The sequence below is a fragment of the Cupriavidus neocaledonicus genome (assembly GCF_000372525.1).
Taxonomy (GTDB): domain Bacteria; phylum Pseudomonadota; class Gammaproteobacteria; order Burkholderiales; family Burkholderiaceae; genus Cupriavidus; species Cupriavidus neocaledonicus.
Map to the genome: position 1 here is coordinate 51,036 of NZ_AQUR01000089.1, position 14,959 is coordinate 65,994.

Annotated in this window: 14 protein-coding genes; all 14 read left to right on the top strand. The window is 65.2% G+C overall.

Annotated elements, in window-relative coordinates; genetic code table 11:
* Positions 1-10: 10 nt before the first annotated feature.
* The 14 genes from nuoG (at position 11) to A3AG_RS0111070 (ending at position 14,933) form a co-directional block, all read left to right on the top strand.
* Positions 11-2,374, top strand: coding sequence for an NADH-quinone oxidoreductase subunit NuoG (gene nuoG / locus A3AG_RS0111005; RefSeq protein WP_018005446.1), 2,364 nt, complete (start codon positions 11-13; stop codon positions 2,372-2,374).
* Between the two features lie 20 nt (positions 2,375-2,394).
* Complete coding sequence (nuoH, locus tag A3AG_RS0111010) at positions 2,395-3,459, top strand: NADH-quinone oxidoreductase subunit NuoH (RefSeq protein WP_018005447.1); 1,065 nt, start codon at positions 2,395-2,397, stop codon at positions 3,457-3,459.
* 71 nt (positions 3,460-3,530) lie between these two features.
* On the top strand, positions 3,531-4,022 hold the full coding sequence (nuoI, locus tag A3AG_RS0111015) for an NADH-quinone oxidoreductase subunit NuoI (protein WP_018005448.1): 492 nt from the start codon (positions 3,531-3,533) through the stop codon (positions 4,020-4,022).
* 199 nt (positions 4,023-4,221) lie between these two features.
* Positions 4,222-4,866, top strand: a complete 645-nt coding sequence (locus A3AG_RS0111020; protein WP_026164102.1) for an NADH-quinone oxidoreductase subunit J — start codon at positions 4,222-4,224, stop codon at positions 4,864-4,866.
* A gap of 17 nt (positions 4,867-4,883) precedes the next feature.
* Positions 4,884-5,189, top strand: coding sequence for an NADH-quinone oxidoreductase subunit NuoK (gene nuoK / locus A3AG_RS0111025; protein ID WP_018005450.1), 306 nt, complete (start codon positions 4,884-4,886; stop codon positions 5,187-5,189).
* A gap of 58 nt (positions 5,190-5,247) precedes the next feature.
* Positions 5,248-7,335: an NADH-quinone oxidoreductase subunit L gene (nuoL, locus tag A3AG_RS0111030; RefSeq protein ID WP_018005451.1), complete on the top strand. Its 2,088-nt coding sequence runs from the start codon at positions 5,248-5,250 to the stop codon at positions 7,333-7,335.
* Between the two features lie 27 nt (positions 7,336-7,362).
* The gene (locus A3AG_RS0111035; RefSeq protein ID WP_018005452.1) at positions 7,363-8,829 is read left to right on the top strand and encodes an NADH-quinone oxidoreductase subunit M; all 1,467 of its coding nucleotides are present in this window, start codon (positions 7,363-7,365) and stop codon (positions 8,827-8,829) included.
* 18 nt (positions 8,830-8,847) lie between these two features.
* The gene (gene nuoN / locus A3AG_RS0111040; RefSeq protein WP_018005453.1) at positions 8,848-10,323 is read left to right on the top strand and encodes an NADH-quinone oxidoreductase subunit NuoN; all 1,476 of its coding nucleotides are present in this window, start codon (positions 8,848-8,850) and stop codon (positions 10,321-10,323) included.
* 13 nt (positions 10,324-10,336) lie between these two features.
* Positions 10,337-10,645, top strand: coding sequence for a DUF2818 family protein (locus A3AG_RS0111045; RefSeq protein WP_018005454.1), 309 nt, complete (start codon positions 10,337-10,339; stop codon positions 10,643-10,645).
* Between the two features lie 44 nt (positions 10,646-10,689).
* Positions 10,690-11,343, top strand: coding sequence for an NUDIX domain-containing protein (locus A3AG_RS0111050; RefSeq protein WP_018005455.1), 654 nt, complete (start codon positions 10,690-10,692; stop codon positions 11,341-11,343).
* Between the two features lie 115 nt (positions 11,344-11,458).
* Entirely contained in the window at positions 11,459-11,905 is a 447-nt protein-coding gene (locus tag A3AG_RS0111055; protein ID WP_018005456.1) for a DUF1178 family protein, read from the top strand.
* Between the two features lie 93 nt (positions 11,906-11,998).
* Complete coding sequence (locus tag A3AG_RS0111060) at positions 11,999-13,201, top strand: acyl-CoA dehydrogenase family protein (RefSeq protein ID WP_018005457.1); 1,203 nt, start codon at positions 11,999-12,001, stop codon at positions 13,199-13,201.
* Positions 13,202-13,214: 13 nt separating this feature from the next.
* Entirely contained in the window at positions 13,215-14,333 is a 1,119-nt protein-coding gene (locus tag A3AG_RS0111065) for an acyl-CoA dehydrogenase family protein (RefSeq protein ID WP_018005458.1), read from the top strand.
* A 156-nt stretch (positions 14,334-14,489) separates the two neighbouring features.
* Positions 14,490-14,933 carry a MaoC family dehydratase gene (locus A3AG_RS0111070; RefSeq protein WP_018005459.1) on the top strand — a complete coding sequence of 148 codons (444 nt, stop codon included), beginning with the start codon at positions 14,490-14,492 and terminating at the stop codon, positions 14,931-14,933.
* The last annotated feature ends 26 nt before the right edge of the window (positions 14,934-14,959 follow it).

Sequence of the window (14,959 nt, forward strand, 5' to 3'; positions counted from 1 at the left end):
GTGGCAGAACATGGTTGAACTAGAGATCGACGGCAAGAAGGTTGAGGTTGCTGAGGGCAGCCTGGTGATGGAAGCCGCCCGCAAGCTGGGCACCTACATCCCGCACTTCTGCTACCACCGCAAACTGTCCATCGCGGCCAACTGCCGCATGTGCCTGGTCGAGGTCGAGAAGGCCCCGAAGGCGCTGCCTGCCTGCGCCACGCCGGTGACCCCCGGCATGAAGGTCTTCACCAATTCGGAGAAGGCAGTCAAGGCGCAGAAGTCCGTGATGGAATTCCTGCTGATCAACCACCCGCTGGATTGCCCGATCTGCGATCAGGGCGGCGAGTGCCAGCTGCAGGACCTGGCCGTGGGCTACGGTGCCTCGGAGTCGCGCTACAAGGAAGAAAAGCGCGTGGTGTTCCACAAGAACGTGGGCCCGCTGATCTCCATGGAAGAGATGACCCGCTGCATCCACTGCACCCGCTGCGTGCGCTTCGGCCAGGAAGTGGCCGGCGTGATGGAGCTGGGCATGCTCAACCGCGGCGAGCATTCGGAGATCACCACCTTCGTCGGCAAGACCGTCGACTCGGAACTGTCGGGCAACATGATCGACCTGTGCCCGGTCGGCGCGCTGACCAGCAAGCCGTTCCGCTATTCGGCCCGTACCTGGGAACTGGCGCGCCGCAAGTCGGTGTCGCCGCACGACGGCCTGGGCGCCAACCTGGTCGTGCAGACCAAGAACCAGCGCGTGATGCGCGTGCTGCCGCTCGAAAACGAAGACATCAACGAGTGCTGGATTTCCGACAAGGACCGCTTCTCGTATGAAGGCCTGAACAGCGCCGACCGCCTGACCCGCCCGCTGCTGAAGCAGGGCGGCGAATGGATGGAAACCGACTGGCAGACCGCGCTCGAATACGTCGCCAATGGCCTGGCCGGCATCAAGCGCGAACACGGCGCCGACCAGATCGCCGCGCTGGCCAGCCCGCACAGCACGCTGGAAGAGCTGTTCCTGCTGGGCAAGCTGATGCGTGGCCTGGGCAGCGACAACGTCGACTTCCGCCTGCGCCAGTCCGACTTCTCGGCCGCGCTGAAGGGCGCGCCCTGGCTGGGCATGCCGGTGGCCGACGTGACCACGCTGCAACGCGCGCTGGTGATCGGCTCGTCGCTGCGCAAGGACCATCCGCTGCTGGCCTCGCGCCTGCGCCAGGCGACCAAGAAGGGCGCCCGCGTGACCGTGCTGGGTGCCGGCGGTGAAGACCTGCTGATGCCCGCCACCCGTATCGACGTGGCCCCGTCGGGCTGGACCGCCGCGCTGGCCGGCGTGGCCCGTGCCGTGGCCGCGGCCAAGGGCGTTGCCGCCCCGGCCGGCACCGAAGGCTTCGACGGTGGCGACGTTGCCGCCAAGGCCGCCGAAGCGCTGCTGTCGGGCGAGCGCCGTGCCGTGTTCCTCGGCAACGAGGCCGTGCGTCATCCGCAGTTCTCGGCGCTGCACGCGCTGGCACAGTGGATCGCCACCGAAACCGGCGCCACGCTGGGCTTCCTGACCGAAGCGGCCAACACCGTCGGCGGCTACATCGCCGGCGCGCTGCCGCAGCAAGGCGGTGCCAACGCGCAGGCGATGCTGGACGCGCCGCGCAAGGCCTACATCCTGCTGAACACCGAGCCGGAATTCGACACCGCCGATCCGGGCAAGGCCCTGGCCGCGCTGTCGCAGGCCAGCACGGTGGTGGTGCTGTCGCCGTTCCGTTCGGAAGCGGCCATGCAGTACGCCGACGTGATCCTGCCGGTGGCGCCGTTCACGGAAACCTCCGGCACCTTCGTCAACTGCGAAGGCAAGGCACAGAGCTTCAACGGCGTGGTCCGCGCACTCGGCGAATCGCGTCCGGGCTGGAAGGTGCTGCGCGTGCTGGGCAACCTGCTGGACGTCGCCGGCTTCGACTACGAAACCGCCGAGTCGGTCCGCGCCGAAGTGCTGTCGGCATCGGTCGAGGCACAGCTGAACAACGCCACCGACGCGTCGATCCGCGTTGCCGCCGCTGCCGCCAACGGCATCGAACGCATCGCCGACGTGCCGATCTACCACGCCGACCCGATCGTGCGCCGCGCCGACTCGCTGCAGCTGACCGCCGCCGCGCGCCGCGCCATGCAGATCGCGCTGCCGGCCGACCTGTTTGCGCGCCTGGGCATCCAGTCGGGCGACCCGGTCCGCGTCACGCAAGGCCAGGGCAGCGTGGTGCTGCCGGCCGTGCTGGAAGCCACGCTGCCGGCCAACACCGTGCGCGTGCCGGCGGCAACGCCGGCGGCCATGGGCCTGGGCGGCATGTTCGGCACGGTCACCGTTGAGAAGGCCATCGACCTGGCACCGGCTACCGGCGCCATGGCCACGGCGTAAGAACAAGAGCGAGAAAAGACATGATTGACTGGATTACCTCGCAAGGGCAGGGCGTACTGGGCGCGTACTGGACGCCGCTGTGGATCCTGATCCGCGCCGTGCTGATCGTGGTGCCCCTGCTGCTGTGCGTGGCTTACCTGATCCTGTGGGAGCGCAAGCTGATCGGCTGGATGCACGTGCGTCTGGGCCCGAACCGCGTCGGCCCGCTCGGCCTGCTGCAGCCGATCGCCGACGTGCTGAAGCTGCTGCTCAAGGAAGTCATGATGCCGACGCAGGTCAGCCGCGGCATGTACCTGATCGCGCCGCTGATGGTGCTGATGCCTGCTGTCGCAGTCTGGGCGGTGATTCCGTTCCAGGCTGAAGTGGTGATGGCCGACGTCAACGCCGGCCTGCTGTACGTGATGGCGATCAGCTCGGTCGGCGTCTACGGCGTGATCCTGGCCGGCTGGGCCTCGAACTCCAAGTACGCCTTCATCGGCGCCATGCGTGCCGCGGCACAGATGGTGTCGTACGAAATCGCCATGGGCTTCGCGCTGGTGACGGTGCTGATGGTTGCCGGCAGCCTGAACCTGTCGGCCATCGTCAACGGCCAGAACACCGGCTACTTCGCCGACATGGGCATCAACATCCTGTCGTGGAACTGGCTGCCGCTGCTGCCGATGTTCGGCGTCTACTTCATCTCGGGCGTGGCCGAAACCAACCGCCACCCGTTCGACGTGGTCGAAGGCGAGTCGGAAATCGTGGCCGGCCACATGATCGAATACTCGGGCATGGCGTTCGCGCTGTTCTTCCTGGCCGAGTACATCAACATGATCATCATCTCGACGATGACCGCGCTGATGTTCCTGGGCGGCTGGGCGCCTCCGTTCTCGAGCGTGGTCACCAACGCGGTCCCGGGCTTCTTCTGGCTGCTGATCAAGGTATTCCTGCTGCTGTCGGTCTTTATCTGGATCCGTGCCTCGTTCCCGCGCTACCGCTATGACCAGATCATGCGCCTGGGCTGGAAGGTCTTCATTCCGCTGACCGTGGCATGGCTGATCATCGTGGCGATCTGGATCAAGTCGCCGTGGAACATCTGGCACTGAACAGCCAAACGACGGTGCGGCGCTGCAAGGTGGCAGCGCGCACCGCGTGGAAATACTAGGAAGCAATCGTCATGCTGCTCGCCATCAAGGACTTCTTCAACAGCCTGCTCCTGAAGGAACTCTTCAAGGGCATGGCGCTGACCGGCCGCTATCTCTTCGCGCGCAAGGTCACCGTCCAGTTCCCGGAAGAGAAAACGCCGATCTCGCCGCGCTTCCGTGGCCTGCACGCGCTGCGCCGCTACCCCAACGGGGAAGAGCGCTGCATCGCCTGCAAGCTGTGCGAGGCGGTGTGCCCGGCGCTGGCCATCACGATCGAGTCCGACGCGCGCGCCGACGGCACGCGCCGCACCACGCGCTATGACATCGATCTGACCAAGTGCATCTTCTGCGGCTTCTGCGAAGAGGCCTGCCCGGTCGACGCCATCGTCGAGACGCAGATCCTGGAATACCACGGCGAAAAGCGCGGCGACCTGTACTTCACCAAGGACATGCTGCTGGCCGTGGGCGACCGCTACGAGCCGCAGATCGCCGCGGCCAAGGCGGCCGACGCGAAGTACCGCTAAGCCGGATGACGGCCGGAAGTCCCGGCCGCAGACGTAACGCCGGTTGGCGGCTGCCGCAAGCAGCAGACCTGGCAGCCGCCGCCACCGAATCGAAATGCGGCCCCTGCAATGCAAGGGGCCAATGCAAGGATGCCGCAGGAGCGGGCCACCCGAGGGGTTGGCTTGTGCCGGACGGCCCAGAGAGGATCCGATAGGGACCATGGAACTCACGACCACCATCTTCTACGTCTTTGCGCTGGTGCTGGTGCTCTCCGCACTGAAAGTCATCACCGCGAAGAACCCGGTGCACTCCGCACTGTTCCTCGTGCTGTCGTTCTTCACGGCCGCGGCGATCTGGATGCTGCTGCAGGCGGAATTCCTCGCCATCCTGCTGGTGCTGGTCTATGTCGGCGCGGTGATGGTGCTGTTCCTGTTCGTGGTGATGATGATCGATATCGACATCGAGCACCTGCGCCGTGATTTCTGGACCTACGTGCCGATGGCCTCGATCGTCGGCGCGCTGATCATCGCCGAGATGGCGATCGTGCTGGTGCGCAACTTCATCGGCACCACCACGCCGGTGGCACCGGGCGGCTCGCAGGAGCCTGGCTACACGAACACCGCGGCGCTGGGCAAGCTGATCTACACCGACTACATCTACGCCTTCGAAGTGGCCGGCATCATCCTGCTGGTGGCGATCATCGCCGCCGTCGCGCTGACGCTGCGCCGCCGCAAGGACGTCAAGGCCCAGGACGTGTCGGCGCAGCTGCGCACCCGCCGCGACGAGCGCGTGCGCCTGGTGCCGATGACCGCCGAAGACCCGACCCAGCAGACGGAAGCCGCGGCTGCCGCCAATAAGAACTAAAGCCCGGAGAAATCGCTGTGCTCTCTCTCGCTCATTTCCTCGTGCTCGGTGCGATCCTGTTTGCGATCAGCATCGTCGGCATCTTCCTGAACCGCAAGAACGTGATCGTGCTGCTGATGGCGCTCGAACTGATGCTGCTCGCGGTCAACATCAACTTCGTCGCCTTCTCGCATTACCTGGGCGACCTGGCAGGACAGGTTTTCGTTTTCTTCATCCTCACGGTGGCCGCCGCCGAGTCGGCAATCGGTCTCGCCATCCTGGTTGTGCTGTTCCGCAACCTGGATACGATCAACGTGGACGACCTGGACACCCTCAAGGGCTGAGCCGTGGCGCACCACGCAGATACCCAAGACTCACCGACCGCACACCACTAAGCGTCCTATGGCAACCACGCTCAACCCCAACCTGCTGCTTGCGATCCCGCTGGCGCCGCTAGTCGGCTCCGCGATCGCCGGCCTGTTCGGTACCAAGTTCTTTGGCCTGTTTTCCTCGGAGTCGCGCGGCGGCCGGATCGTGGCCCACAGCTCGACCATCCTCGGCGTGGCCATTGCCTGCGTGCTGTCGGTGATGGTGCTGCTCGACGTGATGAACGGCGCGGGCTACAACGGCACCGTCTACGAGTGGATGGCCATCGGCAGCCTGAAGATGGAGGTCGGCTTCCTGGTCGACTCGCTGACCGCGATGATGATGGTCGTGGTGACCTTCGTCTCGCTGATGGTGCATATCTACACCGTCGGCTACATGGACGGGGACCCCGGCTACAACCGCTTCTTCGCGTACATCTCGCTGTTCACCTTCTCGATGCTGATGCTGGTGATGAGCAACAACTTCCTGCAGCTGTTCTTCGGCTGGGAAGCGGTGGGCCTGGTGTCGTACCTGCTGATCGGCTTCTGGTACACCCGCCCGACGGCGATCTTCGCCAATATGAAGGCGTTCCTGGTCAACCGCGTCGGCGATTTCGGCTTCATCCTCGGCATCGGCCTGCTGCTGGCCTACGCCGGCAGCATGAACTACACCGAAGTATTCGCCGCGCGCGACCAGCTGGCTACCGTGGTTTTCCCGGGCACCGACTGGATGATGATCACCGTGGCGTGCATCTGCCTGTTCATCGGCGCGATGGGCAAGTCGGCGCAGTTCCCGCTGCACGTGTGGCTGCCTGACTCGATGGAAGGCCCGACCCCGATTTCGGCACTGATCCACGCGGCCACCATGGTGACCGCCGGCATCTTCATGGTCGCGCGCATGTCGCCGCTGTTCGAGCTGTCGGACACCGCGCTGTCGTTCGTGCTGGTGATCGGCGCCATCACGGCGCTGTTCATGGGCTTCCTGGGCATCATCCAGAACGACATCAAGCGCGTGGTCGCGTACTCGACGCTGTCGCAGCTGGGCTACATGACCGTGGCGCTGGGCGCCTCGGCCTACTCGGTGGCGGTGTTCCACCTGATGACCCACGCGTTCTTCAAGGCACTGCTGTTCCTGGGCGCGGGCTCGGTCATCATCGGCATGCACCACGACCAGGACATCCGCAACATGGGCGGCCTGCGCAAGTACATGCCGATCACCTGGATCACCTCGCTGGTGGGTTCGCTGGCGCTGATCGGCACGCCGTTCTTCGCGGGCTTCTACTCCAAGGACTCGATCATCGAGGCCGTGGCCGAGTCGCATATCGCCGGTTCGGGCTTTGCCTACTTCGCCGTGCTGGCGGGCGTGTTCGTCACCGCGTTCTACTCGTTCCGCATGTACTTCCTGGTGTTCCATGGCAAGTCGCGCTGGGGCCAGAACCACGCGCACCAGCACCATGAGGGCGACCACGAGGACGAGGAAGTCTCGCACGACCATCACCATGGCCTGGCCGCCGGCGAGACGCCGCACGAGTCGCCGTGGGTGGTGACGCTGCCGCTGGTGCTGCTGGCGATCCCGTCGGTGGTGATCGGCGCGATCGCGATCGAGCCGATGCTGTTCGGCAACTTCTTCAAGAACGGCATCGCCTTCAAGGACGTGATCTTCGTCGGCGAGAACCACCACGCCATGGCCGAGCTGAAGGAAGCCTTCCACGGCTGGGTGGCGATGGCGCAGCACTCGCTGACCACGCCCGTGCTGTGGCTGGCGATCGCCGGTGTGGTGCTGTCGTGGTTCTTCTACATGAAGCGCCCGGATATCCCCGAGGCCATCGCCAATCGCTTCTCGGGCCTGTACAAGCTGCTGGACAACAAGTACTACATGGACGCCATCAACCAGGCCGTGTTCGCCCGCGGCGCACGCCTGCTCGGTACCGGCCTGTGGAAGGGCGGCGACCAGAGCCTGATCGACGGCCTGTTCGTCAACGGCGCGGCGCGCGTGGTGGCATCGTTTGCTTCGGCCAGCCGCTACCTGCAGTCGGGCTACATCTACCACTACGCGTTCGCGATGATCGTCGGCATGCTGGTGCTGCTGACGCTGACGATCACGGGCGTGATCGGCACCAAGTGATAGGCACCAAGTAAGGAAAACATAGAAATGGTTCTGTCTTTCTCAATCTGGCTGCCTGTCTTTTTCGGCCTGCTGATCCTGGCCTTCGGCTCGGACCGCAGCCCCGGCTTCGTGCGCTGGATGTCGCTGTTCGGCTCGATCGCCAGCTTCGTCGTCACGCTGCCGCTGGTGTTCCACTTCGACCGCGCCACCGCGGCGATGCAGTTCGTCGAGAAGGCGAGCTGGATCGAACGCTTCAACATCCACTACCTGCTGGGCGTTGACGGGCTGTCGATGTGGTTCGTGGTGCTGACCGCCTTCATCACCGTGATCGTGGTGATCTCGGCCTGGGAAGTGATCACCGAGCGCGTGGCCGAGTACATGGCCTCGTTCCTGATCCTGTCGGGCCTGATGGTGGGCGTGTTCTGCGCGCTCGACGGCATGCTGTTCTACGTGTTCTTCGAGGCCACGCTGATCCCGATGTACATCATCATCGGCGTCTGGGGCGGCCCGAACCGCGTCTACGCGGCCTTCAAGTTCTTCCTGTACACGCTGCTGGGCTCGCTGCTGACGCTGGTCGCGCTGCTGTACCTGTACAACAAGACCGGCACCTTCGACATCCTGCAATGGCACCAGGCCAAGCTGTCGATGAACGAGCAGATCGCGCTGTTCCTGGCCTTCTTCGTCGCCTTCGCGGTCAAGGTGCCGATGTGGCCGGTGCACACCTGGCTGCCCGACGCCCACGTCGAGGCGCCGACCGGCGGCTCGGTGGTGCTGGCCGCGATCATGCTGAAGCTGGGTGCCTACGGCTTCCTGCGCTTCTCGCTGCCGATCGCGCCTGACGCCAGCCACTATCTGGCCCCGTTCATCATCACCATCTCGCTGATCGCGGTGATCTACATCGGCCTGGTGGCGCTGGTGCAGGCCGACATGAAGAAGCTGGTGGCGTATTCGTCGATCGCCCACATGGGCTTCGTCACGCTGGGCTTCTTCATCTTCAGCGACATCGGCGTCGAAGGCGGCATCGTGCAGATGATCTCGCACGGCTTTATCTCGGGCGCGATGTTCCTGTGCATCGGCGTGCTGTACGACCGCGTGCACTCGCGCCAGATCGCCGACTACGGCGGCGTGGTCAATACCATGCCCAAGTTCGCCGCGCTGTCGGTGTTCTTCGCCATGGCCAACTGCGGCCTGCCGGCCACCTCGGGTTTCGTCGGCGAGTTCATGGTGATCCTGGGCGCGGTCAAGTTCAACTTCTGGATTGGCCTGCTGGCCGCCACCGCGCTGATCCTGGGCGCCGCCTATTCGCTGTGGATGGTCAAGCGCGTGATCTTCGGCGACGTCGTGCACCAGCATGTGCGCGAACTGGCCGACCTGAACAAGCGTGAGTTCGTCATGCTCGGCCTGCTGGCCCTGATGACGCTGTACATGGGCCTGCACCCGAAGCCCTTTACCGACGTGATGCACCCGTCCGTGGTCAACCTGCTGCAGCACGCGGCGCAGTCGAAGCTGTAATCGGGGAGAGATATCAACATGCAACCGTCCTCGACACTCGCCCCCGTGGCGCCGATCATTTTCCTGGCGATCGCCATCGCCGCGATCAACTGGATCGACCTGGCCCGTGGCAAGGGCAAGCAGAGCGTGGCCTATCCGCTGTCGCTGCTGACCACGCTGGTGCTGACCGCCTGGTTCGGCATGAACGCCGCCACCGGCGAGACCCACTACGCGTTCGCCAACCTGGTCGTGATCGACCCGATGGCCAACGTGCTGTCGGCGTTCTGCGCCGCCGGCCTGTTCGTCACGCTGGTCTATACGCGCCGCTACCTGGCCGAGCGCGACATGTTCGCCGGCGAGTTCTACATGCTGGCGCTGTTCACGCTGGGCGGCCAGATCGTGATGATCACCGGCAACAACTTCCTGACCCTGTACCTGGGCCTGGAACTGCTGTCGCTGTCGTCGTACGCGCTGGTGGCGCTGCGCCGCGAGTCGCGCGTGACGTCTGAATCCGCGATGAAGTACTTCGTGCTGGGCGCGCTGGCCTCGGGCTTCCTGCTGTACGGCATCTCGATGATGTACGGCGCCACCGGTTCGCTGAACCTGGGCGAGGTGTTCCGCGCGGTCGAGTCCGGGCGCATCAACACCACCATGCTGGCCTTCGGCGTGGTCTTCATCGTCGCCGGCCTGTCGTTCAAGCTGGGCGCCGCGCCGTTCCACATGTGGATTCCGGACATCTACCAGGGCTCGCCGACCGCGGTGACGCTGCTGATCGCCGGCGGTCCGAAGGTGGCGGCGTTCGCGCTGTTCATCCGCGTGCTGGTGGAAGGCCTGCTGCCGCTGGCCAGCGACTGGCAGATGATGCTGGTGGTGCTGTCGATCATCTCGCTGGCGATCGGCAACCTGACCGCCATCGTGCAGAGCAACCTGAAGCGGATGCTGGCGTACTCGACCATCTCGCACATGGGTTTCGTGCTGCTGGGCCTGCTCTCGGGCGTGGTCGCCAACAAGGCGGACGGCGCCGCCGATGCCTACAGCTCGGCGATGTTCTACTCGGTCACCTACCTGCTGACCACGCTGGGCACCTTCGGCATCATCCTGCTGCGCACCAGCAAGGGCTTCGAGGCCGAAACCCTGGAAGACCTGAAGGGCATGTCGCGCCGCAACCCGTGGTTTGCCTTCCTGATGCTGGTGATGATGTTCTCGCTGGCGGGCATCCCGCCGACCGTGGGCTTCTATGCCAAGCTGGCCGTGCTCGACGCGGTGGTCAAGGCCGGCATGACCTGGCTGGCGGTGGTGGCGGTGCTGTTCTCGCTGATCGGCGCGTTCTACTACCTGCGCATCGTCAAGCTGATGTACTTCGATGCCCCCGCCGGCGAAGAGCAGCTGGAAGCCACCTTCGGCCTGCGCTCGATGCTCAGCGTCAACGGCGCCGCGGTGATCCTGCTGGGCCTGTTCCCGGCCGCGCTGATGAACCTGTGCTACCAGGCCATCCGCTCGACCCTGGGCTCCTGATCCGCCTCGCAACATGAGCGCCTCCGCGAGCGGCTGGTTTGTCATCCTGCTGGCACTGGTCTGTGCGAACCTGCCGTTCGTCAACCAGCGCCTGTTCGTGGTGATCCCGCTGCGGCCGGCGCGCAAGCCGCTGTGGCTGCGCCTGCTCGAACTGATCGTCTGGTTCGGGGTGGCGGGCGCAGCCGGCTTCGCGGTGGAAGCCAACCTGGGCGGCACGTTTGCGCAGGGCTGGCAGTTCTACGCCATCACCGCCTGCATGATGCTGGTGTTTGCCTTCCCGGGCTTCACCTGGCAATACCTCGTCAAACACCGCACGGCCTGAAGCCGGTCTTGTCGGCGCCGGGCCCTGCCTGATCCGGAGCGTCCATGACCGACAAGATCCAACGCGGTACCCAACTTCCCGCCGCTTCCGCCGGCCTGCCCGAGAACGACGACGCACTGAAGGAAGTGTGCGTGGCGTCGGCGACGGTCCATCGCGGCAAGTTCCTTACCCTCAAGCAGGACATCGTCAGGCTGCCCGACGGCAAGCAGACCGGGCGCGAGTACGTGGTCCATCCCGGCGCGGTGATGATGATCCCGCTGTTCGACGACGGCACGGTGCTGTTGGAACGCCAGTTCCGCTATCCGGTGGGCGAGGTGATGCTGGAATTCCCCGCGGGCAAGCTCGATCCCGAGGAGGGCGCGCAGCGCTGCGGCGAGCGCGAACTGCTCGAGGAAACCGGCTACCGCGCCGCGCGCTGGGACTACCTGACGCGTATCCATCCCGTCATTTCGTATTCGACCGAGTTCATCGATATCCTGCTGGCGCGCGACCTGACGCATGGCGAGGCGCAGCTCGACGACGGCGAATTCCTGGAAACCTTCATCGCGCCGGCCGGGCAGGTAATAGACTGGGTACGCAGCGGCCGCATCACCGATGTGAAGACGATCATCGGCGCGTTCTGGCTGGAAAAAGTGATCTCCGGTGCTTGGGAACCCGGTGAACAGCCCATGCCGGCATACGGGGCGCCATCACGGTGAACGGCGCTGGCGGTCTCGCCACTCAGTTCCGAACGGTCGTTCTAAAAAATTTAGCACGACCGTTCACAAAATTTGGATTCGCGGATAATATAGCTTTTGACGGGCTGGAAAGATCATGAAGGTGCTCGACCTGCGCTGCGCGCATGACCATCGTTTCGAGGGCTGGTTTGCCTCGGAGGAAGAGGCGCAGTCGCAAATTTCGCGTGACCTGGTCCAATGCCCGGTCTGTGGCGACCACGCCGTGACCCGGCTGCCCAGCGCGCCGCGCCTGAACCTGTCGGGCGCGACCACGCGTGAAGGCAAGGCCAGGCCGGCGGCGCCAGCGGCCGCCCCGGTGACACTGCAAGCGCTCTATATGAAGGCAGTGAAGCAGGTGCTGGCGCAGACCGAGGATGTTGGCGACCGCTTTGCCGAGGAGGCAAGGCGCATGCACTATGACGAGGCGCCGGAACGCGGCATTCGCGGTTCGGCCTCGCCGGAGGAGGTGCAGGCGCTGGCCGAGGAGGGCATCGAGACCTTTCCGCTCGTGGTGCCGGATGCGCTGAAGCAGACGGCTCACTGAATTGCGTCCTGTGCCCGTTGCTGTCGGCGCATGACGCGCAGGCAGAACAAACCGCCGGCGGCCCGCGCCATGCCGGCACCACTGGAGACGGGCATGGATCTCAACTACTCGGCGTCCGACGACGCCTTCCGCGAGGAAGTGCGTAGCTGGCTCGAAGCCAACTTGCCGGCGGACATCCGCAGCAAAATTCTCAACCACCGCCGTCCGAACCGCGACGACCTGGTGCGCTGGCACAAGATTCTGGCCGGCAAGGGCTGGTCGGCGCCGCACTGGCCGGTGCAGTACGGCGGCACCGGCTGGAACGCCACCCAGCGCCATATCTGGGACGAAGAGAATGCCCGCGTCGGCGCGCCCGGCGTGCTGCCGTTCGGCGTGGCGATGGTCGCGCCGGTGATCATGAAGTACGGCAACGAGCAGCAGAAGTCGTACTACCTGCCGCGCATCCTCGACTGCACCGACTGGTGGTGCCAGGGCTATTCGGAGCCGGGCTCGGGTTCGGACCTGGCTTCGCTGAAGACCCGCGCCGAACTGAGCGCGGACGGCAAGCACTACATCGTCAACGGCCAGAAGACCTGGACCACGCTCGGCCAGCACGCCGACATGATCTTCTGCCTGGTGCGGACCGACCCCGAGGCCAAGAAGCAGGAGGGCATCTCGTTCCTGCTGATCGACATGAAGACCCCGGGCATCACCGTGCGCCCGATCATCATGCTCGACGAAGAGCATGAAGTGAACGAGGTCTTCTTCGACAACGTCAAGGTGCCGGTCGAGAACCGCGTCGGCGAAGAAAACAAGGGCTGGACCTACGCCAAGTACCTGCTCGGCCATGAGCGCACCGGCATTGCCCGCGTCGGCAATTCCAAGCGCGAGCTGGGCTTCCTCAAGCGCGTGGCGCGCCAGCAGCAGAAGAACGGCAAGCCGCTGCTGGAGGATCCGGTGTTCGGCGCCAAGGTCGCCGCGCTGGAAATCGAGCTGATGGCGCTGGAGATCACCGTGCTGCGCGTGGTGTCGAGCGAAGCGGCGGGCAAGGGCCCCGGCCCCGAGGCCTCGATGCTGAAGATCAAGGGCACGGAGATCCAGCAGTTGCTGACCGAGCTGATGGTCGAAGCCGTTGGCCCGTATGCGCAGCCGTTCGACACCGCCTACCTGGAGTGCGAGACCGAGCACGCCGTGACCGGCTACGACGACGCCGCGCCGCTGGCCGCGTATTACTTCAACTATCGCAAGACCTCCATCTATGGCGGGTCCAACGAAATTCAGAAGAACATCATCAGCCAGATGATTCTGGGGCTGTGAGGAGACACGCATCATGAACTTCAATCTCAGCGACGAACAGAAGCAGCTGGCCGACGCCGTGCGCCGTTTCATCGACAAGGACTACGGTTTCGAAGCGCGCAAGCAGCGCTATGAAAGCGCCGCCGGCTACGGCGAGACCGCATGGGGTGCGCTGGCCGAACTGGGCCTGACCGCGCTGCCGGTGCCCGAAGCGCAGGGCGGCTTTGCCGGCAAGGCCCTGGACATGATGGTGGTGCAGCAGGAACTGGGCCGCGGCCTGATCGTCGAGCCGTACCTGGCCACCGTGGTGGGCGCCTACGCGCTGGGCCTGGCCGGTGGCCAGGACGCGCTGCTGGAACAGGTGGCCGGCGGCGAGCTGAAGCTGGCGGTGGCATTCAACGAGCCGCAGGCGCGCTATGAGCTGAACCACGTGCGCGTCAGCGCCCGCGATGGCAAGCTCAACGGCCGCAAGACCGTGGTGGTGCACGGCGGCCAGGCCGACCAGTTGATCGTATCGGCGCGCAGCAGCGGCGCCGAGGTCGACCAGGATGGCATCTCGCTGTTCCTGGTCGATGCCAGGGGCGCCGGCGTCAGCGTCAAGGACTACCGCACCATCGACAACCTGCGCGCTGCCGATATCACCTTCCAGGATGCGCCCGCGCAATTGCTGGGCGAAGCCGGCAAGGGTTTCGCGCTGGTCGAGCAGGTGGCCGACTACGCCGCGGTGCTGCTGTGCGCCGAGGCCGTCGGCGTGATGGACATGCTCAACGCCGCGACGCTGGAATACGCCAAGACGCGCCAGCAGTTCGGCCAGCCGATCGCGCGCTTCCAGGCGCTGCAGCATCGCATGGTCGAGATGTTCATCCACGCCGAGCAGTCGCGCTCGATCACGCTGCTGGCCGCGGCGCGCTTCGAGGAGGCCACGCCGGAACAGCGCCGCCGCTACGTCTCCGCCGCCAAGGCGCGCGTGGGCCAGGCCGCGCGCACGGTGGGCCAGGAGGCGGTGCAGATCCACGGCGGCATGGGCGTCACCAACGAACTGCCGGCCGCGCACATGTTCAAGCGGCTGACGATGATCAACACCACCTTCGGCGACGTCGATCATCACCTGGGCCGGTTCGCCGCCCAGCCCGGGTTCCAGGAAGCTGCCTGATCCCGTCAGTCCAGTCAAAACCGCGCTGCAGTCCAGGCGCGGTTTTTTTCTTTGCGCGCTGTTAGGGGCGGGTTCGGCAAATACGGACGCGCGCGCCGGCCTGCCATGCCATCATCGTGCGGACCAGTCAACCGCATTCACAACGGAGGCACCCCCATGCTGTATTTCGAGGATTTTGAAGTCGGCAGCCGCCGCGAGCTGGGCTCCTACCTCGTCACCGAGGAAGAGATCCTGAGCTTCGCGCGCCAGTACGATCCGCAGCCGTTCCATATCGACAAGGAAGCCGCCGCCAACAGCATCTACGGCGGGCTGATCTCGAGCGGCTGGATGACGTGCTCGATCATGATGCGCCTGCTGGTGCTGAGCACCACCGGCAAGTCGGCCAGCATGGGCTCGCCCGGCGTCGACGAGATCCGCTGGCTCAGGCCGGTGTATGCCGGCGACACGCTGACGGTGGTGCTGAACGTGCTCGACAGCCGGCCGTCGCAGTCCAAGCCGGACCGCGGCGTGGTCCATACCCAGTGGGAGGCCACCAACCAGCGCGGCGAACTGGTGTGCACCGTCAAGGGCATGGGCATGTACGGCCGCCGGCCCGCGTAACCCCATTTAACCGTCACGAGGAGACG

What these genes read in the sequence shown, in the direction of transcription:
- A3AG_RS0111065 (WP_018005458.1), top strand. Translation starts at nt 13,215, where the DNA reads ATGAACTTCAATCTCAGCGACGAACAGAAGCAGCTGGCCGACGCCGTG.
- A3AG_RS0111060 (WP_018005457.1), top strand. Translation starts at nt 11,999, where the DNA reads ATGGATCTCAACTACTCGGCGTCCGACGACGCCTTCCGCGAGGAAGTG.
- A3AG_RS0111020 (WP_026164102.1), top strand. Translation starts at nt 4,222, where the DNA reads ATGGAACTCACGACCACCATCTTCTACGTCTTTGCGCTGGTGCTGGTG.
- A3AG_RS0111045 (WP_018005454.1), top strand. Translation starts at nt 10,337, where the DNA reads ATGAGCGCCTCCGCGAGCGGCTGGTTTGTCATCCTGCTGGCACTGGTC.
- nuoN (WP_018005453.1), top strand. Translation starts at nt 8,848, where the DNA reads ATGCAACCGTCCTCGACACTCGCCCCCGTGGCGCCGATCATTTTCCTG.
- A3AG_RS0111050 (WP_018005455.1), top strand. Translation starts at nt 10,690, where the DNA reads ATGACCGACAAGATCCAACGCGGTACCCAACTTCCCGCCGCTTCCGCC.
- nuoG (WP_018005446.1), top strand. Translation starts at nt 11, where the DNA reads ATGGTTGAACTAGAGATCGACGGCAAGAAGGTTGAGGTTGCTGAGGGC.
- nuoH (WP_018005447.1), top strand. Translation starts at nt 2,395, where the DNA reads ATGATTGACTGGATTACCTCGCAAGGGCAGGGCGTACTGGGCGCGTAC.
- nuoI (WP_018005448.1), top strand. Translation starts at nt 3,531, where the DNA reads ATGCTGCTCGCCATCAAGGACTTCTTCAACAGCCTGCTCCTGAAGGAA.
- A3AG_RS0111055 (WP_018005456.1), top strand. Translation starts at nt 11,459, where the DNA reads ATGAAGGTGCTCGACCTGCGCTGCGCGCATGACCATCGTTTCGAGGGC.
- nuoL (WP_018005451.1), top strand. Translation starts at nt 5,248, where the DNA reads ATGGCAACCACGCTCAACCCCAACCTGCTGCTTGCGATCCCGCTGGCG.
- A3AG_RS0111035 (WP_018005452.1), top strand. Translation starts at nt 7,363, where the DNA reads ATGGTTCTGTCTTTCTCAATCTGGCTGCCTGTCTTTTTCGGCCTGCTG.
- A3AG_RS0111070 (WP_018005459.1), top strand. Translation starts at nt 14,490, where the DNA reads ATGCTGTATTTCGAGGATTTTGAAGTCGGCAGCCGCCGCGAGCTGGGC.